The organism is Citrobacter sp. wls718 (genome assembly GCF_005280945.1).
Classification (GTDB): Bacteria; Pseudomonadota; Gammaproteobacteria; order Enterobacterales; family Enterobacteriaceae; genus Citrobacter; species Citrobacter gillenii.
The window spans coordinates 117,467-140,869 of the sequence record NZ_SZWV01000034.1; the positions used below are offsets into that span (position 1 = coordinate 117,467).

The following is a 23,403-nucleotide window of genomic DNA, read 5'->3' on the forward strand; positions in this document are numbered from 1 at the left end:
CACCCCTTAGCCAAGCTCGTTGGGATCAAGTGCGCCGGGGATGTTTTTAATTTCTTCCCAGCGTTCGCCTTGCAGGCGATAACCTGTTGCCGGACCGGCATAATCGTTGACGTCATTCACCGCGGAAAGCACCTGTCCGTCGCCGACGATAATGGCGGAGGTATGCAGATAGTCTCCGGTTAACTTGGCTTTCTGGATGTTGAGCATATCCTGAGCAACATCGGTAAATCCGCCCTGGGCCAGGGCTTTCACCACTTCCAGTCCGTTGCGGTTTTTGCTGATGATCTCTTGCGCAAACTTAATGTCTTCAACGATGTTGCGTTCTGGCATATCTTTCGAACCGTGGGCGTAAGTCGCGGCTTCAACTTCTTCATCGGTGATGGGTGGCAATCCCATGCCAGCAAACACTGCCTGCAGTGCGCGGGCCGCTTTGTTACGAATGGCGATGACGTCTTCTTCACGCACCGGACGCAAACCCCCGTCGACTTTCAGGTCACGCTGGAGAACGTTGTAGTCGTCAAAGTCTTCGGCATCTTCGTTAGAGCCTGCAAACATGTTGTCGTAGTTCGGCACGGCGGAATAGCCGGAAGAGATGAAGTCAGTTCCTGGCAGGAATTGCATCAGCAAACGCGCGGTACGGCGCATATCCGAGTGGGTAAAGGTTTGGTCGTTACTGGAGGCGCATTCGAGATCCAGTGACGAGCAGATCAGGTTTTCTGCCAGCACTGCGCGGATACCTGACGGTACGGCGGAAGGGACGCCGATGCAGCTAACGGATCCGTTCTGTAAACCCTGCACGCCAGCGGCTTTGGTGATGTAAATGCAGCGGGCTTCCAGATACAACATGGATTTGCCTTCTGCATAACCCATCTGCACTTCTGAGCCTGAGCCTGAGGTAAAGCGCATTTTCAGACCGCGTGAGGCATAAGAAGAGGCCAGGAAGCCTTTTGACCATGGGGTATCGTCACCATCGGTAAAGACCGGCTCAGTACCGTACACGGAAATCGTTTCTGCATAGCAGGTGTGGCCTAACATGCCGAGTTTGAGTTCGGTGGCTTCTTCCAGTGAGCACTGGGTTAATACGCCGGGACGCCCAACCTGTGAACCGACCAGCAGAGCAATAGCGTTAAACGGGGCATAGCGTGCCACGGCAACGGTTGTTTCCTGCTCGTCAAATCCACGCCATGCGCCTTCTGCTGCATCGGCCGCAATCTGCACCGGGTTGTCTTTAACGTTGGTGACGTGCGCTTGTTGAGAAGGGGTTCTGCGGGCGCGCATTTTCTGCATCGACATCATCATTTCGACGACGTTCATATGCGAAACCACTTCGACAATTTTTGCCGGTGTCATCGCGGTGGTCAGCGGAACGATGTCTTTGCGTTTCACATTAGGATCGCAGAGCATATTGGCGAGTTTGACCGAGTCCATCGCCATCACTTCTTCAGCGCGCGCCAGATTAATACCGTAGCGGGCAATGAAATGGTCTATCAAATCAAATTCACTGGCGGCTTTACCATCCAGTTCGGTGACCATACCGTTAACGATTTTTATGGACGGTTTTGGGTCGTTCGGGCTTTCCATCGCAATGAAGCCTTCTTCGATCCACTCCTTAACGAAGCCGTCCTGATTCACAGGGCGTTTCGCCAGTGCTTCAAATCTTTTCGATCTCATGAATCAGCCTCACGGGTATCAGATGTAGGACGGACGATCGTTTTTCGGTTCTGAGCCGAGGGTCGCAAGCACGGTTTTACCGATTTCGCGCGCGGAGATGACGGCCTGACGTACGGCGCCAGAGTCACCGGAAATAACCAGAATGGCTTCGTTACTGAAGCTGGTACCATGGGCAGGGGAGCTATAAGCCACCACTTCGACGTTGGCCGATTTCAGTGCGGTATCGGCCATCAGTACACCAACAGATGCCGGTGCGCCGACGATCACACCACAGGCACGACCAATGGGTGCGCCGAAGGCTTTTTCCAGCGCATAGCTGGCACGTGCGGTGTATTGCATTTCGATGTGACCGGCTTCATTGGCGTAGACATCACCAAATGTGCGATCCAGTTCTTTCAGCGCGACTTCAATTCCGCGTTTTACGTCGGAAACATCGTTGCCGCCGAGGATAATCAGTGAACCGTGGCCTGCTCCGCCTTTGGTATCTCGCGGAAGCTCAATGCTCACCACTTCAGTATTGGTGGCTTTTACCGCTTCATCCGCGGCCATGATATGGGGGCCTGCGCCGGTACGGGCGCCTAGAATGCCAATGGAGCGATAGCGTTTTTCAAGCTTCATCGCGTCCAGTAAGGCGCTGTCGACGTTGGCGATCACCAGACCGACGGTGTCGCCAATCGCGGTGCCGACAAATTCCGTTAAACTGCAGCTTTTCTCTGCCATAGCCGTCTCTCGTGTTGGAAGATTATTTTCAGGGATAGCCTTGTGTTCTGGCGTTGCCACTCGAGCAATCACCTGCGCCATGATCTGTTCAACCAGCTCATTGCTGCTCATCAGCTAATTCCCTTCGGTAAGATTTTTTCGACATCGGTATGAGGACGTGGGATCACGTGTACGGCTTTCACTTCACCCACATTACGTGCGGCAGCGGCGCCTGCATCTGTTGCCGCTTTTACCGCGCCAACATCACCGCGAACAATCACGGTGACCAGCCCTGAACCAATTTTTTCGTAGCCGACCAGCATCACATTGGCTGACTTCACCATTGCATCTGCGGCCTCTATGGCTGCAGTTAAGCCTTTGGTTTCTACCATTCCTAACGCTTCTTGTTGCATAAAGACCTCGCCTGGGTTGTTCCGATTTTCATGACTATAAAAAGAAGCGAGGAAAAAGAATGGCTGACTTGAAACGGAGAGTGAAAAAATAGTAAGCGATCGGTGATATAAAATTGCTTGATATTCTTTTATCTGATTGTTTTTAAATGTTTTTTATTATTTTGTGGATGTGAAAATTTGGTTATGTCAATACCAGATTTACATTTTTTCTAGTGACACGATAAATATCATTTGCTATGCGGGGGAAATGAAATTGTGATGTTTGTTTGAAAACAGAAATCTGCTGTTGGCAATATTTTATTATTTTTATAATGCGTTTTTAATAGGGCTAATGCCCGTTTTTGTTAGCTGTTTTAATAATGCTGACAGCAAGAATTTGTTATCACTACACGATTTTAAAAAGGTGGAAGTGCTCAGATTGCCAACAATTTGCCGACGGCACTTTTTATAGTAAGCCTTGAAGTACTCTACTGCCAGCAGGGAGTCCGCTGGTACAGACACGAACTCTGCTTAGAAGGTGTCACAATGAACGATTCACTAAAAGCGCAATGCATTGCCGAGTTTTTAGGTACCGGGCTGTTCCTGTTTTTTGGCATTGGATGCCTGAGTGCCCTTAAGGTGGCCGGTGCGAGTTTAGGGTTATGGGAAATATGCATCATTTGGGGTCTTGGGATTTCGCTGGCGGTCTACCTGACTGCCGGAATATCCGGGGCACACCTCAACCCTGCGATTACCATCGCTCTGTGGCTGTTTGCCTGTTTCCCTGGGCGTAAAGTTTTACCCTATACGGTCGCGCAAGTCGCGGGTGCCTTTGGCGGCGCGTTGCTGGCCTATTTGCTGTACGGCAGTTTATTCATTGAATATGAGACGGCGCACCATATGGTTCGTGGCAGTCTTGAAAGCCTGCAACTGGCCAGTATTTTTAGTACTTATCCGGCCTCTGCGCTTAGCGTATGGCAAGCGGCGCTGGTGGAAGTGGTCATCACGTCCATTCTGATGGGTATGATTATGGCGCTGACGGACGATGGCAATGGGGTGCCTAAAGGTCCTCTCGCGCCATTGCTGATTGGTATTCTGGTTGCCGTCATCGGTGCATCAACAGGTCCGCTCACAGGATTTGCCATGAATCCGGCGCGTGATTTTGGTCCTAAGTTGTTTGCCTGGTTTGCCGGATGGGGAGATGTTGCGATGACGGGGGGACGCGATATCCCATACTTTATCGTCCCGATTGTGGCACCGATCATCGGCGCGTGCGCCGGGGCAGCAATTTATCGTTACTTTATTGGCAAAAATTTACCGTGTAATACTTGTAAGCTGGAGGAAAATGAGAACTAGCTTCACGGAAATTGTTTATTTCTGAAATGCAAAAACTGATTTCGTGATCCGGTTTCCTGAACAGCTTAAAAAGTCTCCCCACAATGGGAGACTTTTGTTATGGTCCATTAACACCTTTTATCATTGCGTCTAATAGCGAGATGAAAAGTGAATGTAAATAATGTGTTTTTATTTATAACAATAAATTAACTGAGAGGTTTTATCATGATTTCTGCGAGCGCCCTGAACTCAGAACTCATTAATAAAATCGCACAGGATTTTGCACAGGCCACCAGTCTGGCCGTTGTGGTTGTCAATATTCACGGTGATGAAATTTCTGAACTCTTTAATTTTACCCCTTTCTGCCAGTTGATGCGCCAGCATCCGCAGCACAGCACGCGATGCCGTATGAGCGATCGTTGTGGGGGCCTTGAAGCATCAAAATCAGATCAGCCGTGTATTTATCGCTGTCATGCTGGCCTTACCGATTTTTCTATCCCTTTGGTGATTGCAGGCCACTTGGTTGGTTTTGTTTTATGCGGTCAGGTGCGCTTAAGCAATGACGTAGGCCTGGTTGATATTTTGAATGTCGATGATCGCTGGCAAGCCGATCCCGAACTGCTCAATGAATTTCGTAATGTTCCGGAAATGGACTATTCTCGCGTCATCGCCTCTGCAGATTTGCTGAAGTTGATTGTTGAAAATTGCCTTAAAAAACAATTGAATTTCGTTGTCATTAAAGACAGTCCACAGCAGTCAGAGTCGGTGCGTTCAACCCGTAGCCCGACTCCGCATGACAGCAAAATGAAAAAAGCGTTGCGCTATATCGACGCACATTTGTCGGATGAGCTTCGTCTCGAGGAGGTGGCTTCGCATGTTTATCTCAGCCCGTACTATTTCAGCAAGCTGTTCAAAAAATATCAGGGGATCGGTTTTAATGCCTGGGTAAACCAACAGCGAATGGCAAGTGCTAAAGAGTTGCTTTGTCATAGTGACTGGAGTATTGCCAGTATTGCGCGAAATTTAGGCTTTTCGCAAACCAGTTATTTTTGCAAAGTTTTCCGCCAGACATACCAGGTGACGCCGCAGGCTTTTCGCCAGCAAATTAGTGTTGTTTCGTCCGAAGAGTCAGCATAAATAGCAATATTTTGCTATTGCCGATTTTTGATATCGTATTGTATGTCCGTCATTATAAAATGAAAAATAAGGATAGAAGACAATAAATTGTCATAGCGCAACAAAGTAATAGTGTCTGAAGGATAAACTGCACCAGTTTTTATTTTTGTGATGAGATACAGTGTCTGTGTGAATGACTTTCTTTATTATTAATTGAAGCTTTCATACGGAATGCAAACTTAAGAATAAGCTGAATGACGCCATAACATTGGCTGAATGAGCGTAAAAGATATTTAAATGAATTTTTGTCATGAGGTGTGTTAATTCATCTCATGCCTGGAGCTTAATAGAATTTGCTCCTGAGCTGACAGGTTTACCACGTTTGTGGTAGGGAAGGGGGTGAGAATCCCCCGCAGCCCCCGCTGCTGTGATGCTGACGACCCCGTATAGACCACTGATCGCGAGATTGGGAAGGACGGGTGAGAATGACGCTAAGCCAGAAGACCTGCCTGTCAGTGACTACCAACAACTTCGGTGGGAAGTGGGTTGCTCAGATGCATACAGTCGAAAGACTGGGTATCTCTACACCCCTACCACCCTGAACAGGATCAGGGTATGGCGGCCAATTTTCGCGCGTTTGTTCTTGCAGGTACCGGAAGCGGCTGTGGTAAAACCACGGTAACGCTGGGCTTGTTGAGTCTGCTGAAAAAACGCGGTTTGCGCGTCCAGCCTTGCAAAGTCGGTCCTGATTATCTGGATACCGGCTGGCATACCGCCGTATCTGGCACAGCCTCCCGCAATCTTGATAGCTTCATGCTCCCCACTTCCACGCTGAACGCCTTATTTTGCGAACATATGCAGCATGCGGATATCGCCGTCATCGAAGGCGTTATGGGGTTGTATGACGGTTATGGTACGGACCCCAATTACTGCAGTTCCGCCGCGATGGCGAAGCAGATGGGCTGTCCGGTCATTTTGCTGGTGGACGGTAAAGCCGTCTCAACGTCAATTGCCGCCACGGTGATGGGATTCCAGCATTTTGATCCAACGCTGAACATTGCTGGCGTGATTGTTAACCGGGTAAACAGCGAAACGCATTACCAGCTACTTAAAGTCGCCATCGAACGCTACTGTTCGATACCGGTATTGGGCTATGTTCCCCGCGTCGATGGCGTGGCGCTCCCTGAGCGTCATCTGGGACTGGTGACCGCGCGGGAATCAATCGTCAATCAGTTGCCGTGGCAGGAATTTGCTACAACGCTTGAGCAAACGTTAGATATCGACGCGCTGCTGGCCTTAAGCCAGTTAGACACCCCACCGGTGGGCGAATGGCCCGCGCTTCCTGCCGCCGATGCCGGAGCTGGACTGACGCTTGCCATTGCTGATGACGAAGCATTCAACTTCTACTATCCGGATAACATTACGCTACTGGCGCGCACGGGCCTCAATATTGTCCGTTTCAGCCCGCTACACGACAGCCGTCTCCCTGATTGCCAGATGATCTGGCTAGGGGGCGGATACCCTGAGCTGCACGCAGCCGGGCTTGCCCGAAATTCCACCATGCTGGCGCAACTGCGTGCGGCTCATCAGCGCGGTGTGGCGATTTACGCGGAGTGCGGTGGTCTGATGTACCTGGGGAGTTCGCTGGAAGACAGCAACGGCGATATCTGGCCGATGGCGGATATTATTCCCGGTCACAGCAAAATGGGCAAACGTCTGACCCGATTTGGCTATTGTGAAGCGCAGGCCGAACAACAAACCTTACTCGCTGCGCCCGGTGACGTGCTGCGCGGACATGAATTTCACTATTCCGATTTTACCCCTCAAACCCAGGCCGTGATGAGCTGTCGCAAAGTTCGCGATGGCGAAACATTACAGGCGTGGTCTGGCGGTTGGCAGGTTGGCAATGCATTTGCCAGCTACCTGCATGTTCATTTTGCTCAGCGTCCTGAGATGCTTAATCACTGGCTGGACGCCGCGAGGAGCGTGAAATGACACTGCTCGCGTGGTGTGTCGCCTGGCTGCTTGATTTTATCATTGGCGATCCGCAGAGCTGGCCGCATCCGGTACGTTGGATTGGCAATCTCATTACCACTGTGCAGCGCCTGGTGCGCCGCTACTGCCATAGCGATGGCATGCTGCGTATCGGTGGCGCAGTGCTGTGGGTTGTGGTGGTCGGCGTGACCTGGGGCGTTTCATGGGGCGTACTGGCGCTGGCGCAATCGCTTCATCCGTGGCTAGGGTGGGGCGTCGAGGTGTGGATGATCTTTACCGTGTTGGCTGGCCGCTGCCTGGCGAATGCCGCACGAGATGTCGAACGTCCACTGCGTGCCAATAATCTCACAGAAAGTCGGGAAAAACTCTCCTGGATTGTGGGGCGTGACACCTCACAATTACAGCCGAAACAGATCAATCGCGCGGTGGTGGAAACCATCGCTGAAAACACCGTGGACGGCATCATTGCACCGCTGTTCTTCCTGTTTCTCGGCGGTGCCCCGTTGGCGATGGCCTACAAAGCGGTGAACACCCTGGACTCCATGGTTGGCTATAAAAATGAAAAGTACCGTGCTATCGGGATGGTCAGTGCGCGACTGGATGATGTCGCGAATTTGATTCCTGCCCGACTGGGGTGGCTGTTGCTCGGGTGCACTGCATTTTTATGCCGTAAAGACGGCTTCGGTGCATTACACATTGGTTGGCGCGATCGCTACAACCACAGCAGTCCAAACTGTGCCTGGTCCGAGGGGGCCGTTGCCGGGGCATTAGGCATTCGACTGGGTGGTCCTAACGACTACTTTGGCGAGCGCGTTGAGAAACCGTGGATCGGTGATGCACAACGAGACATTTCAGTAGACGACATTTCCCAAACGATACGATTGATGTGGGTAGCATCGACCCTGGCTCTGGCGTTATTTATTGCGCTGCGGTGGCTGTTGGTCGGTGTGGCCTGAGGACAAAACAATGCAATACATTCAGCAACCCCAGGCGATTGAAGCCAAAAGTTTCGACATCATTGGCGACATTATTCGTGAAACCCGCCCGGACTATCAGTTTGCCAGCCCATTACATGAGGCCATCATCAAGCGGGTGATCCACACCACCGCTGACTTCGACTGGCTGGACATTTTGTGGTTTTCCGATGATGTACTGGCGCAGTTTTGCGCCGCGTTAAACCGATCAAGCGTGATTTATACCGATACTACGATGGCCCTTTCCGGGATCAACAAAACGTTGCTGGCAAAATTCGGCGGAGAATGCCGCTGTTACATCAGCGACCCGCGTGTGGTGCGCGCCGCAAAAGAACAGGGTATCACTCGTTCGATGGCCGCCGTCGACATTGCGGTTCAGGAAGAGGGCGAAAAGCTGTTTGTCTTTGGCAATGCGCCGACGGCGCTGTTCCGCCTGATGGAACATGATGTTGCCGTGAGCGGCGTGGTCGGTGTGCCGGTAGGGTTTGTCGGCGCGGAGGAGTCAAAAGATGCGCTGACGAAAAGTCATCTGCCTGCCATAGCTGCCCTGGGCCGCAAAGGCGGAAGCAACGTCGCAGCCGCTATCGTCAACGCGATGCTCTACCACATGCAGGGGGCGCGATGAGCGACCAACCCTTTGACGCACCGGTATGGCACAACGGTAAAGCGCTGCGCAAAGGGTACACCACCGGATCGTGTGCGACGGCAGCAGCCAAAGTCGCTGCGTTGATGGTATTGCGTCAGCATTTGATCCATCAAGTATCCATAGTCACCCCGTCCGGGGTCACGCTATGCCTGAACGTTGAGTCGCCGCACATTGAAGGGCAGCAGGCGATTGCCGCTATTCGTAAAGACGGCGGCGATGATGTGGACGCCACCCACGGGATGCTGATTTTTGCTCGTGTGACGCTAGACGACAGCGGCGAAATAGCGCTGCAGGGCGGCGAAGGTGTCGGCACGGTCACCCGCAAAGGAATTGGCCTACCGGTAGGCAGTTCGGCAATCAATCGCACGCCGCGTCAGACTATTGAGTCAGCGGTTCGCGAGGCGATCGGCCCTAATCGTGGGGCACAGATTGAAATTTTTGCCCCGGAAGGTGAAGAGCGGGCGCAGAAAACCTACAACTCGCGTCTGGGTATTCTGGGCGGCATTTCCATTATCGGCACCACCGGCATTGTTACGCCCATGTCGGAAGAGAGCTGGAAGCGTTCATTGTCGCTGGAGTTGGAAATCAAACGTGCGGCGGGACTTGAACACGTGGTGCTGGTGCCGGGTAACCATGGCGAACGTTTTGTCCGAGAACAGATGGGGATTGACACGCAGGTGGTGGTCACCATGAGCAACTTTGTCGGCTACATGATTGAAGAGGCCGTCCGCCTTGGGTTCAAACAAATCGTTCTCGTCGGACATCCGGGCAAGCTCATCAAAATTGCAGCGGGTATTTTCCATACCCACAGCCATATTGCCGACGCGCGTATGGAAACTCTGGTCGCCCACCTGGCGCTGCTCGGTGCGCCGCTGGAATTACTGACGTTGGTCAGCGACTGCGATACCACCGAAGCCGCGATGGAGCACATCGATGCCTACGGTTTTCAGCATATTTACGATCATCTGGCTAAACGTATCTGCATGCGTGTCCTGCAGACTTTGCGTTTTACCAAAAATCCGCCGACCTGCGACGCCATCATGTTCTCTTTTGATAACCAGATCCTCGGCAGCAACCGCCCGGTCACAGAGATTGCGCAGGAGATGACATGCTTACCGTTGTAGGGATGGGACCCGCGGGGTTGCATTTGATGACGCCCGCAGCACGCGAGTCTGTCGCCACGGCGGATGTGCTGGTCGGTGGTAAACGGCATTTGCAGCAGTTCCCGGATTTTACCGGCGAGCGGTTTGCCCTTGGCGCCAATATCCCGGAGTTATTAACCTGGATTGGCGAGCATCAGGGGAAGCATGTAGTGGTACTGGCCTCTGGCGATCCGTTGTTCTACGGCATTGGCACCCGGATGGTGGCGCATTTTGGCATTGAACATGTGCGCATTATTCCTGGCATCAGTGCGGTGCAATATCTGTGCGCGCAGTCCGGTATTGATATGAACGACATGTGGCTGACCAGTAGCCACGGCCGTAGCGTCTGTTTCGATGAACTGGCACGACATAACAAGGTGGCGATGGTCACGGATGCCCTGTGCGGTCCGCGCGAAATTGCACATCAGCTTATTGCCCGTGGTAAGGGGCATCGCTGGATGGTGATTGGCGAAAACCTGGCAATGGAAAATGAACGCATCCACTGCCTGCCGCTCAGTGAAATTAATGCCGACTATGACATGAATGCAGTGGTGATCCTCGATGAAAGATGAGCTTTTTCTGCGTGGAGAGAAGGTGCCGATGACCAAAGAAGCGGTACGTGCACTTGCCCTCTCAAAACTTGAATTACACCGCGCCACGCACCTGATTGATATTGGCGCAGGAACCGGCAGCGTGTCGATAGAAGCGGCGTTGCAATATCCATCGCTACGCGTGACGGCGATTGAGCGTAACCCGGCGGCACTCAGGCTGCTGGACGAGAATCGCCAGCACTTTGCCTGCGCCAACGTTGATATTTATCCCGGTATCGCGCCGATGACCATCGCGGAAAAAGCTGATGCCATCTTTATGGGCGGCAGTGGTGGTCACTTGACCGACCTGATCGATTGGTCGATGCGTCAACTGCATCCCGCCGGACGGCTGGTAATGACCTTCATTCTTCAGGAAAACCTGAATACCGCGCTGGCGCATCTGGAGCACCTTGGCGTGCAGGGTGTGGACTGCCTGCAAATGCAGGTGTCATCACTGACCACGCTTGGCAGTGGCCACTATTTCAAACCGAATAATCCCGTTTTTGTTATCGCCTGTCAGAAGGAAGGAAACCATGTCTGAGATATTTGATCCCCGTAGTGTGTGGTTTGTTGGCGCTGGTCCTGGCGATCGCGAGCTGATTACCCTCAAAGGTTACCGGTTGCTGCAGCAGGCGCAGGTGGTTATCTATGCCGGATCGCTGATTAACACCGAACTGCTGGAATATTGCCCACCTGATGCTGAGTGTCACGACAGCGCCGAACTGCATCTGGAACAGATCCTCGACCTGATGGAAGCCGGTGTAAAAGCGGGTAAAACGGTTGTGCGTCTGCAAACCGGCGACGTCTCGCTGTACGGCTCGGTCCGCGAGCAGGGTGAAGAGCTGACCAAACGCGGGATTGAATGGCAGGTGGTGCCTGGCGTCAGCGCGTTCCTCGGGGCAGCGGCAGAACTCGGCGTCGAGTACACGGTACCTGAAGTGTCGCAGAGTCTGATCATTACCCGTCTTGAAGGTCGTACGCCGGTACCGGAGCGCGAACAACTGGAGGCGTTTGCCAGTCACCAGACGTCGATGGCGATTTATCTTTCCGTCCAGCGTATCCATCGGGTGGCTGAGCGTCTGATTGAAGGCGGTTATCCGGCGACCACGCCAGTGGCGGTCATCTATAAAGCCACCTGGCCTGAAAGCCAGACCGTACGTGGCACCCTTGAGGATATTGGCGACAAAGTGCGCGATGCGGGGATCCGGAAAACGGCGCTTATTCTGGTCGGCAACTTCCTGGGCACGGAGTATCACTACTCCAAACTCTATGCGGCGGACTTTAGCCATGAATACCGTAAAGCCTGAGTCTATCGCGTTGTTCTGCCTGACGCCCGGCGGTGTTTTGCTGGCGAAGCGTCTGGCGGCAATGCTACCGGTGACCTGTTTCACCAGTGAAAAATTGCTGGAGGAGGGATTTCTTCCCTTCGAAAACGGGTTTGCCAATGCGGCCCGCGATGCGTTTGCGAACTATTCGGCGCTGATTTTTATCGGCGCGACCGGTATTGCGGTACGTGTGCTGGCCCCGCTGGTTAACGACAAGTTTTGTGACCCGGCGGTGGTCGTGATCGATGAGCGTGCGCAGCATGTCATCAGCCTGCTGTCGGGCCATGCGGGGGGCGCTAACACGTTGGCGCGCTACTTGGCGGGCATGCTGGGTGCGGATCCGGTGATCACCACGGCGACGGATGTGAATGACATGGCGGCTCTTGATACGCTGGCGTTTCAACTGAATGCGCGAATGACCGACTTCCGTTCGGTGGTAAAAATCGTTAATCAGATGCTGGTCAGCAACAAGCGGGTTGGCCTGTGGTGGGACGACGAACTGGCGCAGGACGTCAGTCATTGCGATCGTCGTGGCTTCATCACGGTGACTGACCTGAACCAACTCCCTGAGCTCGATGCGCTGATTTGCATCACCTTGCGGACCGATCTCCCCGAGTTGCCCCTTCCGCACTGGAAGCTGGTGCCACAGCGTGTTGTCGCCGGGATTGGCTGTCGTCGCGATACGCCGTTCCCGCTGTTAGCTGAACTGCTTTCCCGCCAACTTGAAGCCCAACGGCTCGATCCGTTGGCACTAAAAGCCATCGGCAGCATCACGCTGAAAAAAGATGAACAGGGGCTTATCCAACTGGCTTCCTGCTGTCGCGTACCTTTCGAAACCTTTACTGCTGACGCGCTGCGTGAGCATGAACACCGTTTTCCTGCCTCATCGTTTGTGCGTAAAACGGTCGGGACGGGGAGCGTCTCCGGTCCTGCAGCCTGGCTGCTGAGCCATGGACAACTGTTAGGCGAGACCCTGCGTGAACAGGGCGTCACTATTACTTTGGGAGTTTCACACTGATGTTAACCGTAATTGGAATTGGTCCTGGCTCGCAGGCAATGATGACCATGGAAGCCGTTGAAGCACTGAAAGCGGCAGAAATTATCGTGGGTTACAAAACCTACACTCACCTGGTAAAAGCCTTCACCGGCGATAAGCAGGTGATCAAAACCGGGATGTGCAAAGAGATAGAACGCTGCCAGGCTGCGATTGAGCTGGCGCAGGCCGGTCATAATGTGGCGCTAATCAGCAGCGGCGATGCCGGAATTTACGGCATGGCCGGGCTGGTGCTTGAGCTGGTCAGCAAGCAGAAACTGGATGTTGAGGTCAAGCTAATTCCAGGGATGACTGCCAGCATTGCCGCGGCCTCTTTGCTCGGTGCTCCGCTGATGCACGACTTCTGCCATATCAGTTTAAGCGACCTGTTAACACCGTGGCCGGTGATTGAAAAACGCATTGTGGCCGCGGGCGAAGCTGACTTCGTGATTTGTTTCTATAACCCGCGCAGCCGTGGCCGCGAAGGGCATCTGGCACGTGCTTTTGAGCTGCTTTCTGCCAGCAAAAGTGCACAAACACCGGTGGGTATCGTGAAGTCAGCCGGACGTAAAAAACAGGAAAAATGGCTGACCACGCTCGGCGAAATGGACTTTGAACCGGTGGATATGACCAGCCTGGTGATTGTCGGCAACAAAACGACCTACGTTCAGGATGGTCTGATGATCACCCCACGCGGTTATGTACTGTGAATTACGGTGATGTGCTGGTCATGGGCGGTACCAGCGATGCGCGCATGCTGTGCCAGCAACTGGATGCAGCGAACGTGGCTTATACCCTGTCGGTAGCCACCCCAACGGGGAAACAGCTGGCGGGCGATATTAAAGGTCAGGTGCGCTGCGGACGTCTGGAGCGGGAACACATGGTTGCCTGGCTGCAGGAAAACCGTACGCGCTGGGTGATTGATGCCTCACATCCGTATGCCGAAGTGGTGAGTCGTAACATCATGAGCGCCTGTGAAGCGGCGGGCGTGCTGCTGAGCCGCTATCAGCGCCCTGAGCAGTTGAGTGGCTTAACGCATCCGCATCTTTATACCGTGCAGAGTATTCAGCAAGCCTGCGACGTGGCGCGTCGCTTTGGCGAACGCGTGCTGCTAACCACCGGCAGCAAAGATCTGGCTATCTGGCGCGCGGGGCTGCCGGAAAAAACACTGCTGGCCCGCGTACTGCCGGTGCCTGACGTTATCCAGCAATGCGCCGATTTAGGATTTGGCGTTGGCGAAATATTCGCCCTGTGCGGGCCGTTTAGTGCTGAGTTTAATGCCGCTTTTTACCGTCAGTGTCTGGCTGACGTGGTCATCACCAAAGCATCGGGTGCGGAAGGTGGTTATCAGGAAAAAGTACAACCCTGTCTGGATGCCGGGATCCCCTGCATCGTGATTACACGTCCGGCACCGTTGGTGACGGGAGAAGAATTACTGGATAGTCAGGCCGCATTTGCGGCGCGTTTAGCGCGCTGGCTGGCTGTGGCTTAAGGAGTTAGAGATGAAAAAGGCGCTTCTGGTGGTCAGTTTTGGCACCAGCTATCACGACACCTGTGAGAAAAATATTGTGGCCTGTGAACGCGATCTTGCGGCCAGTTGCCCTGACCGTGACCTGTTTCGGGCATTTACCTCCGGGATGATCATCCGCAAGCTCAAACAGCGCGACGGCATTGACATCGACACGCCGTTGCAGGCCCTGCAAAAGCTGGCGGAGCAGGGGTATCAGGATGTGGCTATTCAGTCGCTGCACATCATTAACGGTGACGAGTACGAAAAAATAGTTCGTGAAGTACAAAGTATGCGCCCGCTGTTTGCGCGCCTGACGCTGGGGGTTCCCCTGCTGAGCAGCCATGATGATTACGCGCAACTGATGCTGGCGCTGCAGCAGCAGATGCCGTCGCTTGGTGAGCGAGAAAAAGTGGTGTTTATGGGGCACGGGGCCAGCCATCACGCCTTTGCCGCTTATGCCTGCCTCGATCACATGATGACCGCGCAGGGTTTCCCGGCGCGAGTTGGTGCAGTAGAGAGCTACCCGGAAGTGGATATTCTTATCGACAGCTTAGGTCGCGAAGGGATAACAGCGGTGCATCTTATGCCATTAATGCTGGTTGCGGGTGACCACGCTATCAACGATATGGCCTCCGACGAAGACGACTCGTGGAAAACATTATTTAATGCGGCAGGCATTCCGGCCACGCCGTGGCTGAGTGGTCTGGGTGAGAACCCGGCGGTACGCGCCATGTTCGTGGCACATTTACAGCAGGCGCTGAGCGTGGCGCTGGAGGAAGCAGCATGAGTGGCAAATTGTATGCATTGAGCACTGGGCCAGGTGCCTCCGATCTGGTAACCGTGCGCGCGGCGCGCACGCTCGGCTCGCTGGATATTCTCTATGCGCCCGCCGGGCGTAAAGGTGGCGACAGCCTGGCGCTGTCTATCGTTCGGGAATATGTCGGTGAGCAGACTGAAATTCGCTGCTGCCATTTCCCGATGAGCGCCGACAGTACCGAAAAAGAAGCCGTCTGGGATGAGGTTGCCGCTGCACTGGTTGCGGAAGTGGAGGCCGGCAAGCAGGTCGGTTTCATCACCCTCGGCGATGCCATGCTGTTCAGTACCTGGGTCTTTTTACTCCAGCGTATTGGTAATCCTGATTGGTTAGAAATCGTCCCCGGCGTGACCTCATTTGCTGCGATTGCCGCGCGCTCAAAAACGCCGCTCGCCATGGAACAGCAGTCGCTGGCGGTCGTCTCGTGCACTGCGCCGGAGGCAGAAATCCGGCAGGCGTTAAAGCAGCATGACAGCCTGGTGCTGATGAAGGTCTACGGTCGGTTTGCACGTATCAAGGCGTTGCTAGAAGAAGAAGGCATTCTGGACTGCGCGTTAATGATGTCCGAAGCCACGCTACCGGGTGAGCAGTGTTGGCGCCAACTCAGTGAAGTGAGTGACGATCAGCCGCTGCCGTATTTCTCGACCATTCTGGTCAATAAACAGTGGGAGTATGAAAGATGAAGCTTGAACACCAGCTAAAACAGCTGTCTTTCAGCGGGTTGGCTGCGGCGCTGTTACTGATGATTGTGCCTGAGCAGGCGTTTGCTATGCACATTATGGAAGGCTTTTTACCGCCGATGTGGGCGCTGGCCTGGTGGCTGCTGTTTTTACCCTGCCTGTGGTATGGGCTGGTGCGCCTGCGCCAAATTGTGCAGGAAGATAACCACCAGAAAGTGTTACTGGCCCTGTGTGGCGCGTTTATTTTCGTGCTGTCAGCGCTGAAAATTCCATCTGTTACCGGGAGTTGTTCGCATCCGACCGGGGTCGGTCTGGCGGTGATTCTGTTCGGGCCAGGCGTGGTGGCCATTCTCGGGGCCATCGTTTTGTTATTCCAGGCATTATTGCTGGCACATGGCGGTTTGACCACGCTGGGTGCTAATGGTATGTCGATGGCGGTTATTGGTCCGGTCGTCGGCTATATGGTGTGGAAAATGGCTTGCCGTGCGGGGTTCCGTCGTGATGTCTGCGTCTTCCTCTGCGCCATGCTGGCCGATCTGGTGACCTATTTTGTGACGTCGGTGCAACTGGGTGTTGCTTTCCCGGACCCGTCCGTAGGTGCTACGGGCTCCATCATCAAGTTCATGGGGATTTTCTGCCTGACGCAGATCCCAATCGCTATCGCAGAAGGCTTGCTCACGGTGATGATTTATGACCAGCTCACCAAACGGCAGCTCATCACCGCACAAGGACATTAACCATGAAAAAGACGCTGATTCTGTTAGCAATGGTGATTGGGCTGGTTGTCCTGCCATTTTTCATCAACCACGGAGGAGAATACGGAGGATCAGATGGCGAAGCGGAAAGCCAGATTCAGGCCATCGCTCCGCATTATGAGCCGTGGTTCCAGCCGCTGTATGAGCCAGCCAGTGGTGAAATTGAAAGTCTGCTGTTTACGCTTCAGGGATCGCTCGGTGCAGCGGTAATTTTCTACATTCTGGGTTACACCAAGGGCAGACAACGCCGTGATGACCGGTCTTGACAGGCTGAGCTACCAGAGCCGCTGGTTTCATGTCACACCGCAGCGCAAATTTCTGCTGTGGTTAGTGATGATGATTCTGGCGTTTACCCTGCCTCCGTTGGGGCAGGGTATCGAGCTGTTACTCATTGCCGCACTGAGCTGCTGGCTGCTGCGCATCTCTTTCTGGCGTTGGTGTCGCTGGATGGCATTGCCGTTTGGTTTTTTGCTGGTCGGGGTAGTGACGATCCTATTCAGTGTGAGTCGCGATCCGCATAGCTTACTGGTTAGTCTGCCGGTGGGTAGCTACTGGTTAGGCGTCACCGAAGCGGGTGTACTCACTGCCAATGCAACATTCTGGCGAAGCCTGGCGGCGCTGGCATCCACCTTTTGGTTGGTACTTAATCTGCCGTTCCCGCAATTAATTCTTTTACTGAAATGGGCGCGCGTTCCGCGCCTGCTGACTGAGCAGATCCTACTGACCTGGCGATTTATTTTTATTCTTTTAGACGAAGCGCTCGCTATTCACCGCGCGCAAACGCTGCGTTTTGGTTATCGTAGCGTGCCGCTGAGCTATCGCTCGTTGGCAATGCTGGTGGGGCTGTTGTTTACGCGTGTGTTAATCCGCTATCAGCAAATGACCACCACACTGGATATCAAACTGTATCAGGGTGATTTTCACCTGTAAGGATAAGTATGCTTGCCACCTCAGCGCTTTGGTTTCGCTATCAGGATGACCCGGTCCTCAAAGGGCTCACGCTGGATTTTTCCGCGCAGGCCGTCACTGGACTGGTGGGGGCCAATGGGTGCGGAAAATCCACGCTGTTTATGAACCTGAGTGGCTTGCTGCGTCCACAGCAGGGGGCGGTGATGTGGCAAGGAAAACCGCTGGATTACAGCAAGCGAGGCCTGCTGGCACTGCGTCAGCAGGTGGCGACCGTATTTCAGGACCCCGATCAGCAAATCTTTTATACCGATATCGACAGCGACATCGCCTTTAGCCTGCGCAATATTGGCGTGGATGAAAAAGAAATTGCTCGCCGGGTGGAAGATGCCCTGACGCTGGTGGATGCACAACATTTCCGTCATCAGCCTATTCAATGCCTAAGCCACGGACAAAAAAAACGCGTGGCGATCGCTGGCGCGCTGGTACTGCAGGCGCAGTATTTGCTGCTGGATGAACCGACTGCGGGCCTTGATCCCTCGGGCCGTACGCAAATGATTGAGATTATTAAACGGATCGTGGCGCAGGGAAATCATGTGGTTATTTCCAGCCATGATATCGATCTTATCTATGAAGTGAGTGACGCGGTTTACGTTTTGCGCCGGGGAGAAGTGCTGATGCACGGCACCCCCGGTGAGGTATTCGCGCGCACGGACCTTATTGAACAAGCAGGATTAACTCAGCCCTGGCTGGTGAAGTTGCACACAGAGCTAGGCTTTCCATTGTGTAAAACAGAGGCTGAATTTTATCGTTGTATGCGAGAGAACGCACTGAAGGAGGCGTCATGACGCAGGCAATAATGTTGCAGGGAACGGCATCTGATGTAGGCAAAAGCGTATTAGTCGCCGGGCTGTGTCGTATTTTTTATCAGGATGGACGACGTACTGCGCCGTTCAAATCGCAGAACATGGCGCTGAACTCGGGTATTACGCCTGAGGGGAAAGAGATGGGGCGTGCGCAAATTTTCCAGGCTGAAGCGGCAGGGATCACCCCAGATGTACGTATGAATCCGGTGCTATTGAAACCGACCAGCGACCGCAAAGCGCAGGTGGTATTGATGGGCAAAGTGGCGACCGATATGGATGCGGTAAGTTACCACGAGTACAAACCGCGTCTGCGCGAGCAGATCATTTCGGTTTATAACAGCCTGGCGCAGGAATTTGACGTTATTGTGCTGGAAGGGGCGGGAAGTCCGGCTGAAATTAACCTGCGCGATCGCGATATCGTCAATATGGGGATGGCGGAGATGGCGCAGTGCCCGGTTGTGCTGGTGGCGGATATCGATCGCGGCGGCGTGTTTGCCTCGATTTATGGCACGCTGGCGCTGCTGCATGATCATGAACGCGCGCGCGTAAAAGGCGTGATTATCAATAAATTTCGTGGCGATGTGGCGCTGCTCTATTCCGGTATTGAACAAATTGAAGTGCTGACCGGCGTTCCCGTACTCGGCGTGATGCCGTGGCTGGATGTTGATCTCGAAGATGAAGATGGCGTCGCGCTGCAAAAAGGGAAGTATTTACGCACCGACAAACGCGATATCGAGATTGCTGTGGTGCAACTGCCGCATATTTCCAACTTTACGGATTTTAATGCGCTGGCCGCCCAGCCGGACGTTCGGGTGCGCTATGTTCGGCACCCGGAAGAGCTGGCAGGCGTCGATCTGGTGATTTTGCCGGGCAGTAAAAATACGCTCGGCGATTTAGTCTGGCTTCGCGAAAGCGGTCTTGCGCACAGCGTGTTGCAGCTACATCGTCAGAATGTGCCGGTGGTGGGGATTTGCGGTGGCTATCAAATGCTCGGCGAGACTATTATCGATGACGTGGAGTCGGGCCTGGGAACGCTGCCGGGCCTTGGCTTGCTCGATACCGTTACCCATTTTGCGCAGCACAAAACCACGACCCTGGTTGAAGGGCAAATGTCGGCCACATTGCCGGACTGGCTGGCAGACGCCTCAGGGTTAGCTGTTCGCGGCTATGAAATTCATATGGGTGAAACGGTGTTATCCGGGGAGTGTCGGTCGGTGATGACGCTGCAAAAAGAGGGTGGTAACGTTGCTGATGGCGCGGTGACTCACGACGGTCTGGCGTTCGGCACCTATCTCCACGGCTTGTTTGACAGCGATGAATTCACGCGCGCGCTGGTGAATGGCCTGCGGGTGCGCAAAGGGTTAGCACCACTGGATTCAACCTTCCATTACGCGCAATATAAATCACAGCAGTTTGATCTGCTGGCGGATGCGATGCGGCAACACATCGATATTGAGAAAATTTATACCATCATGCAGCAACACCAGGAGCCAGTATGATGATTCTGGTTACCGGTGGTGCCCGTAGCGGCAAGAGCCGTCACGCAGAGGCACTGATCGCGGACTCCCCAAACGTGCTGTACATCGCGACGTCGCAGATTTTCGACGAGGAGATGGCGGCGCGAATTCAGCACCATCGTGATGGACGCCCTGCGCACTGGCGTACAGCCGAGCGCTGGCAACATCTGGATGCGCTGATTACGGCCGAGAACGATCCGCACGAGGCGATTTTACTGGAATGCATTACCACGATGGTGACGAACCAGCTGTTTGCGTTAGGCGGCGACAGTTCACCGGATGGCTGGGACTACGCCGCGATGGAACGGTCCATTGAGGATGAGATCCGTGTGCTGATTGACGCTTGTCAGCGTTGCCCGGCAAAAGTCGTGCTGGTGACTAATGAAGTGGGGATGGGGATTGTTCCGGAAAATCGTCTGGCGCGGCATTTTCGCGATATTGCTGGGCGGGTAAACCAGCGTCTGGCGGCAGCGTCAGATGAGGTCTGGCTGGTGGTATCTGGAATTGGAGTCAAAATTAAATGAGTAAGTTGTTTTGGGCAATGCTCTCTTTTATCAGTCGCTTGCCCGTTCCTGCACGCTGGTCGCAAGGACTGGAGTTCGAACAATACTCGCGCGGCATCGTCATGTTCCCGCTGATTGGCGTGGTGCTGGGAGGGTTGACGGGACTGGTCTTCATGGCGCTGCAAACCTGGTGCGGTATCCCGCTGGCAGCGCTGTTTAGCGTGCTGACGTTGGCGCTGCTGACCGGCGGTTTTCATCTTGACGGTCTGGCGGATACCTGTGATGGCGTGTTTTCTGCTCGTCGGCGCGAGCGGATGCTGGAAATAATGCGCGACAGCCGCCTGGGGACCCACGGCGGACTGGCGCTGATCTTTGTTCTGCTGGCTAAAGTGCTGGTGGTGAGCGAACTGGCTTTACGCGGAACGCCAGTGCTGGCTGCACTGACTGCAGCCTGTGTGGCAGGGCGTGGAACCGCAGTTTTGCTGATGTACCGGCATCGTTATGCCCGCGAAGAAGGGCTGGGAAATGTCTTTATAGGCAAAGTAACCGGACGACAAACCTGCGTTACGTTGGGGCTTGCGGCGATCCTTGCTGCTGTACTGCTTCCCGGCATGCGTGGAGTGGCGGCGCTGGTCGTCACGATGGTGGCAATTTTCATTCTTGGGCAATTATTAAAACGCACGTTAGGTGGGCAGACCGGCGATACGCTTGGCGCGGCTATCGAACTTGGCGAGTTGATCTTCTTACTGGCTCTGCTTTGAGCCAGTCAACACATTGAGAACCCTTATGCAGACTTTATCCGCTTTACTCCACGCGATCCCTTCTCCCGACAGTGCTGCAATGTTACGCGCACAGCAGCATATTGATGGCTTACTTAAACCACCGGGCAGCCTGGGACGTCTTGAGTCCCTGGCCGTGCAACTCGCCGGTATGCCAGGCCTGAAGGGCGTGCCGCGCGTGGGGGGGAAAGCGATGCTGGTGATGTGCGCCGATCACGGCGTCTGGGATGAAGGTGTGGCCGTTTCGCCGAAAGTGGTTACGGCGATTCAGGCAGCAAATATGACGCGTGGCACGACCGGCGTTTGCGTACTGGCGACCCAGGTTGGCGCAAAGGTTCATGTGATTGATGTGGGGATTGACGCTGACCCTATTCCTGGCGTGGTGAATATGCGCGTTGCGCGTGGCTGCGGCAATATTGCTGAAGGCCCGGCAATGCACCGTTCTCAGGCCGAGGAACTGTTGCTGGAAGTGATGCGCTATACCCGTGAACTGGCGAAAGAGGGCGTCACGCTGTTTGGCGTCGGCGAGTTAGGCATGGCCAATACCACGCCTGCGGCGGCGATTGTTAGCGTACTGACCGGCAGTGATGCTGAGGCGGTGGTGGGGATTGGCGCTAACCTGCCACTCTCGCGGGTGGGCAATAAGGTGGATGTGGTGCGTAGGGCGATCGCCATTAATCAGCCCGATCCCACAGATGGTATTGATGTGCTGGCCAAAGTCGGTGGCTTTGATCTTGTGGGGATGACGGGTGTGATGCTGGGGGCTGCCTCCTGCGGTCTGCCGGTGTTGCTGGACGGGTTCCTTTCTTATTCCGCTGCGCTGGCAGCCTGTCAGATTGCGCCAGAGATTAAGCCGTACCTGATCCCTTCACATTTTTCCGCCGAAAAAGGTGCCCGTACCGCCCTGGCGCATCTGGAACTGGACCCGTATCTCAATATGGGCATGCGTTTAGGTGAAGGCAGCGGTGCCGCGCTGGCGATGCCGATCGTTGAGGCCGCCTGCGCCATGTACAACAATATGGGGCATTTAGCCGCCAGCAATATTGTGCTTCCGGACGGTAAGGAAGCGTAGTCAAGCTGCACCCCGCTTAACGGCGGGGTTCTTGTTGGTAGGGTCCGTCGTAACCCCGTTAACCCGATAAAAAAGCTATAATTAACGGATATCTGCTGCGGCGAAGGAAAGGACAATGATGCGTCGTGTAAAACTGTTGTGTTCACTTATCATACTGCTTGCCGGCCAGGGAGCTCAGGCGGTGAGCTATCCGTTGCCGCCAGAGGGCAGCCGCCTGGTCGGCAGTCCGCTGACTATTACGGTGCCGCCAGCCAATACGCAACCGCTGGAAGCATTTGCGGCGCAGTACGGGCAGGGGCTGAGCAATATGCTGGAAGCCAATCCGGGGGTGGATGTCTATTTGCCGAAGTCGGGCTCTACGCTGGTGGTGCCACAGCAGGTTATTTTGCCGGACACCGTGCGTGAGGGGATTGTTATAAACGTCGCTGAAATGCGTCTTTACTATTACCCCAAAGACAGCAATACAGTTGAAATCTTACCCATCGGTATCGGTCAGGCGGGGAGAGAAACGCCGCGCAACTGGGTGACGACGGTACAGCGCAAGCAGGAAGCACCGAGCTGGACGCCAACAGCAAATACCCGCCGGGAATACGCCGCGCGTGGCGAAAGCTTACCGGCGTTTGTTCCGGCCGGGCCGGAAAATCCGATGGGGTTGTACGCCATTTATATTGGCAAGCTGTACGCTATTCACGGCACCAATGCTAATTTCGGAATTGGGCTGCGGGTCAGCCAGGGCTGTATTCGCCTGCGCAATGACGATATTAAATACCTGTTTGATACCGTGCCGGTGGGAACGCGGGTTCAACTTATCGACCGGCCTGTTAAATACAGCACTGAGCCAGACGGTAGCCGCTGGGTTGAAGTTCATGAACCGTTGTCACGCAACCGCAGCGAATATGAGTCGGATAAAAAGATCCCACTGCCGGTGACTCCGGCATTACGCAGTTTTGTGGGCGGAGAGGGAGTGGACGTCAGTCGTGCTAATGCAACGCTGGAACGCCGCTCCGGGATGCCAGTGAATATCAGCCAGGTGCAGAGATTCTAATCACTACCCCGCGCGGCCTGTATGTTACCGTCAGGCCG

26 protein-coding genes and 1 riboswitch are annotated in these 23,403 nt (G+C 54.2%); of the genes, 23 read left to right on the forward strand and 3 right to left on the reverse strand.

The window, feature by feature from the left end:
• Positions 1-6: 6 nt before the first annotated feature.
• From pduC to pduA, 3 genes are read right to left on the reverse strand one after another with little or no spacing between them, the layout of a single operon-like run.
• Entirely contained in the window at positions 7-1,671 is a 1,665-nt protein-coding gene (gene pduC, locus FDW95_RS06245; protein ID WP_096756650.1) for a propanediol dehydratase large subunit PduC, read from the reverse strand.
• A gap of 18 nt (positions 1,672-1,689) precedes the next feature.
• Positions 1,690-2,502 (reverse strand): propanediol utilization microcompartment protein PduB, encoded by an 813-nt coding sequence (pduB, locus tag FDW95_RS06250; protein ID WP_096756651.1) that lies wholly within the window; start codon positions 2,500-2,502, stop codon positions 1,690-1,692.
• On the reverse strand, positions 2,502-2,783 hold the full coding sequence (pduA, locus tag FDW95_RS06255; protein ID WP_003030255.1) for a propanediol utilization microcompartment protein PduA: 282 nt from the start codon (positions 2,781-2,783) through the stop codon (positions 2,502-2,504). Before pduA ends, pduB begins: the two co-directional genes overlap by 1 nt.
• 525 nt (positions 2,784-3,308) lie before the next feature.
• Here pduA and pduF point away from each other — a divergent pair.
• The 23 genes from pduF (at position 3,309) to ldtA (ending at position 23,365) form a co-directional block, all read left to right on the forward strand.
• A complete protein-coding gene (gene pduF, locus FDW95_RS06260; RefSeq protein WP_096756652.1) occupies positions 3,309-4,118 on the forward strand; it encodes a propanediol diffusion facilitator PduF in 810 nt (269 codons plus the stop codon).
• A 204-nt stretch (positions 4,119-4,322) separates the two neighbouring features.
• The gene (gene pocR, locus FDW95_RS06265) at positions 4,323-5,234 is read left to right on the forward strand and encodes a regulatory protein PocR (RefSeq protein ID WP_115258156.1); all 912 of its coding nucleotides are present in this window, start codon (positions 4,323-4,325) and stop codon (positions 5,232-5,234) included.
• Between the two features lie 331 nt (positions 5,235-5,565).
• A riboswitch (cobalamin riboswitch) is annotated at positions 5,566-5,741 on the forward strand.
• 87 nt (positions 5,742-5,828) lie between these two features.
• Positions 5,829-7,208 carry a cobyrinate a,c-diamide synthase gene (locus FDW95_RS06270; protein WP_115258157.1) on the forward strand — a complete coding sequence of 460 codons (1,380 nt, stop codon included), beginning with the start codon at positions 5,829-5,831 and terminating at the stop codon, positions 7,206-7,208.
• Positions 7,205-8,164 (forward strand): adenosylcobinamide-phosphate synthase CbiB, encoded by a 960-nt coding sequence (cbiB, locus tag FDW95_RS06275; protein ID WP_115258158.1) that lies wholly within the window; start codon positions 7,205-7,207, stop codon positions 8,162-8,164. Before FDW95_RS06270 ends, cbiB begins: the two co-directional genes overlap by 4 nt.
• A 10-nt stretch (positions 8,165-8,174) precedes the next feature.
• Complete coding sequence (locus FDW95_RS06280; protein ID WP_096756656.1) at positions 8,175-8,807, forward strand: cobalt-precorrin-8 methylmutase; 633 nt, start codon at positions 8,175-8,177, stop codon at positions 8,805-8,807.
• Positions 8,804-9,952 (forward strand): cobalt-precorrin-5B (C(1))-methyltransferase CbiD, encoded by a 1,149-nt coding sequence (cbiD, locus tag FDW95_RS06285; protein ID WP_115258159.1) that lies wholly within the window; start codon positions 8,804-8,806, stop codon positions 9,950-9,952. The genes FDW95_RS06280 and cbiD overlap by 4 nt, the downstream gene beginning before the upstream one ends.
• Positions 9,937-10,542, forward strand: a complete 606-nt coding sequence (locus tag FDW95_RS06290; RefSeq protein WP_115258160.1) for a cobalt-precorrin-7 (C(5))-methyltransferase — start codon at positions 9,937-9,939, stop codon at positions 10,540-10,542. The genes cbiD and FDW95_RS06290 overlap by 16 nt, the downstream gene beginning before the upstream one ends.
• Positions 10,532-11,101, forward strand: coding sequence for a decarboxylating cobalt-precorrin-6B (C(15))-methyltransferase (locus FDW95_RS06295; RefSeq protein ID WP_115258161.1), 570 nt, complete (start codon positions 10,532-10,534; stop codon positions 11,099-11,101). Before FDW95_RS06290 ends, FDW95_RS06295 begins: the two co-directional genes overlap by 11 nt.
• Positions 11,094-11,867: a cobalt-precorrin-4 methyltransferase gene (locus FDW95_RS06300; RefSeq protein ID WP_096756660.1), complete on the forward strand. Its 774-nt coding sequence runs from the start codon at positions 11,094-11,096 to the stop codon at positions 11,865-11,867. The genes FDW95_RS06295 and FDW95_RS06300 overlap by 8 nt, the downstream gene beginning before the upstream one ends.
• Positions 11,848-12,903, forward strand: a complete 1,056-nt coding sequence (gene cbiG / locus FDW95_RS06305) for a cobalt-precorrin 5A hydrolase (protein WP_115258162.1) — start codon at positions 11,848-11,850, stop codon at positions 12,901-12,903. The genes FDW95_RS06300 and cbiG overlap by 20 nt, the downstream gene beginning before the upstream one ends.
• Positions 12,903-13,628 (forward strand): precorrin-3B C(17)-methyltransferase, encoded by a 726-nt coding sequence (locus FDW95_RS06310; protein ID WP_096756662.1) that lies wholly within the window; start codon positions 12,903-12,905, stop codon positions 13,626-13,628. The genes cbiG and FDW95_RS06310 overlap by 1 nt, the downstream gene beginning before the upstream one ends.
• Positions 13,625-14,410, forward strand: a complete 786-nt coding sequence (locus tag FDW95_RS06315; protein WP_115258163.1) for a cobalt-precorrin-6A reductase — start codon at positions 13,625-13,627, stop codon at positions 14,408-14,410. Before FDW95_RS06310 ends, FDW95_RS06315 begins: the two co-directional genes overlap by 4 nt.
• Positions 14,411-14,420: 10 nt before the next feature.
• Entirely contained in the window at positions 14,421-15,215 is a 795-nt protein-coding gene (locus tag FDW95_RS06320; protein ID WP_115258164.1) for a sirohydrochlorin cobaltochelatase, read from the forward strand.
• Entirely contained in the window at positions 15,212-15,925 is a 714-nt protein-coding gene (locus FDW95_RS06325) for a cobalt-factor II C(20)-methyltransferase (RefSeq protein ID WP_115258165.1), read from the forward strand. The genes FDW95_RS06320 and FDW95_RS06325 overlap by 4 nt, the downstream gene beginning before the upstream one ends.
• Positions 15,922-16,659 (forward strand): cobalt ECF transporter S component CbiM, encoded by a 738-nt coding sequence (cbiM, locus tag FDW95_RS06330; RefSeq protein ID WP_096756666.1) that lies wholly within the window; start codon positions 15,922-15,924, stop codon positions 16,657-16,659. The genes FDW95_RS06325 and cbiM overlap by 4 nt, the downstream gene beginning before the upstream one ends.
• Before the next feature lie 2 nt (positions 16,660-16,661).
• Entirely contained in the window at positions 16,662-16,943 is a 282-nt protein-coding gene (locus tag FDW95_RS06335) for an energy-coupling factor ABC transporter substrate-binding protein (RefSeq protein ID WP_096756667.1), read from the forward strand.
• Positions 16,930-17,607, forward strand: coding sequence for an energy-coupling factor ABC transporter transmembrane protein (locus FDW95_RS06340; RefSeq protein ID WP_096756668.1), 678 nt, complete (start codon positions 16,930-16,932; stop codon positions 17,605-17,607). Before FDW95_RS06335 ends, FDW95_RS06340 begins: the two co-directional genes overlap by 14 nt.
• 8 nt (positions 17,608-17,615) lie before the next feature.
• Positions 17,616-18,431 (forward strand): energy-coupling factor ABC transporter ATP-binding protein, encoded by an 816-nt coding sequence (locus tag FDW95_RS06345; RefSeq protein ID WP_115258166.1) that lies wholly within the window; start codon positions 17,616-17,618, stop codon positions 18,429-18,431.
• Positions 18,428-19,948 (forward strand): cobyric acid synthase, encoded by a 1,521-nt coding sequence (locus FDW95_RS06350; RefSeq protein ID WP_115258167.1) that lies wholly within the window; start codon positions 18,428-18,430, stop codon positions 19,946-19,948. Before FDW95_RS06345 ends, FDW95_RS06350 begins: the two co-directional genes overlap by 4 nt.
• A complete protein-coding gene (cobU, locus tag FDW95_RS06355; protein ID WP_096756671.1) occupies positions 19,945-20,490 on the forward strand; it encodes a bifunctional adenosylcobinamide kinase/adenosylcobinamide-phosphate guanylyltransferase in 546 nt (181 codons plus the stop codon). Before FDW95_RS06350 ends, cobU begins: the two co-directional genes overlap by 4 nt.
• On the forward strand, positions 20,487-21,230 hold the full coding sequence (gene cobS, locus FDW95_RS06360) for an adenosylcobinamide-GDP ribazoletransferase (RefSeq protein WP_115258168.1): 744 nt from the start codon (positions 20,487-20,489) through the stop codon (positions 21,228-21,230). The genes cobU and cobS overlap by 4 nt, the downstream gene beginning before the upstream one ends.
• A gap of 25 nt (positions 21,231-21,255) precedes the next feature.
• Positions 21,256-22,320: a nicotinate-nucleotide--dimethylbenzimidazole phosphoribosyltransferase gene (cobT, locus tag FDW95_RS06365; RefSeq protein ID WP_115258169.1), complete on the forward strand. Its 1,065-nt coding sequence runs from the start codon at positions 21,256-21,258 to the stop codon at positions 22,318-22,320.
• A gap of 118 nt (positions 22,321-22,438) precedes the next feature.
• On the forward strand, positions 22,439-23,365 hold the full coding sequence (gene ldtA / locus FDW95_RS06370) for a L,D-transpeptidase (protein WP_115259925.1): 927 nt from the start codon (positions 22,439-22,441) through the stop codon (positions 23,363-23,365).
• The last annotated feature ends 38 nt before the right edge of the window (positions 23,366-23,403 follow it).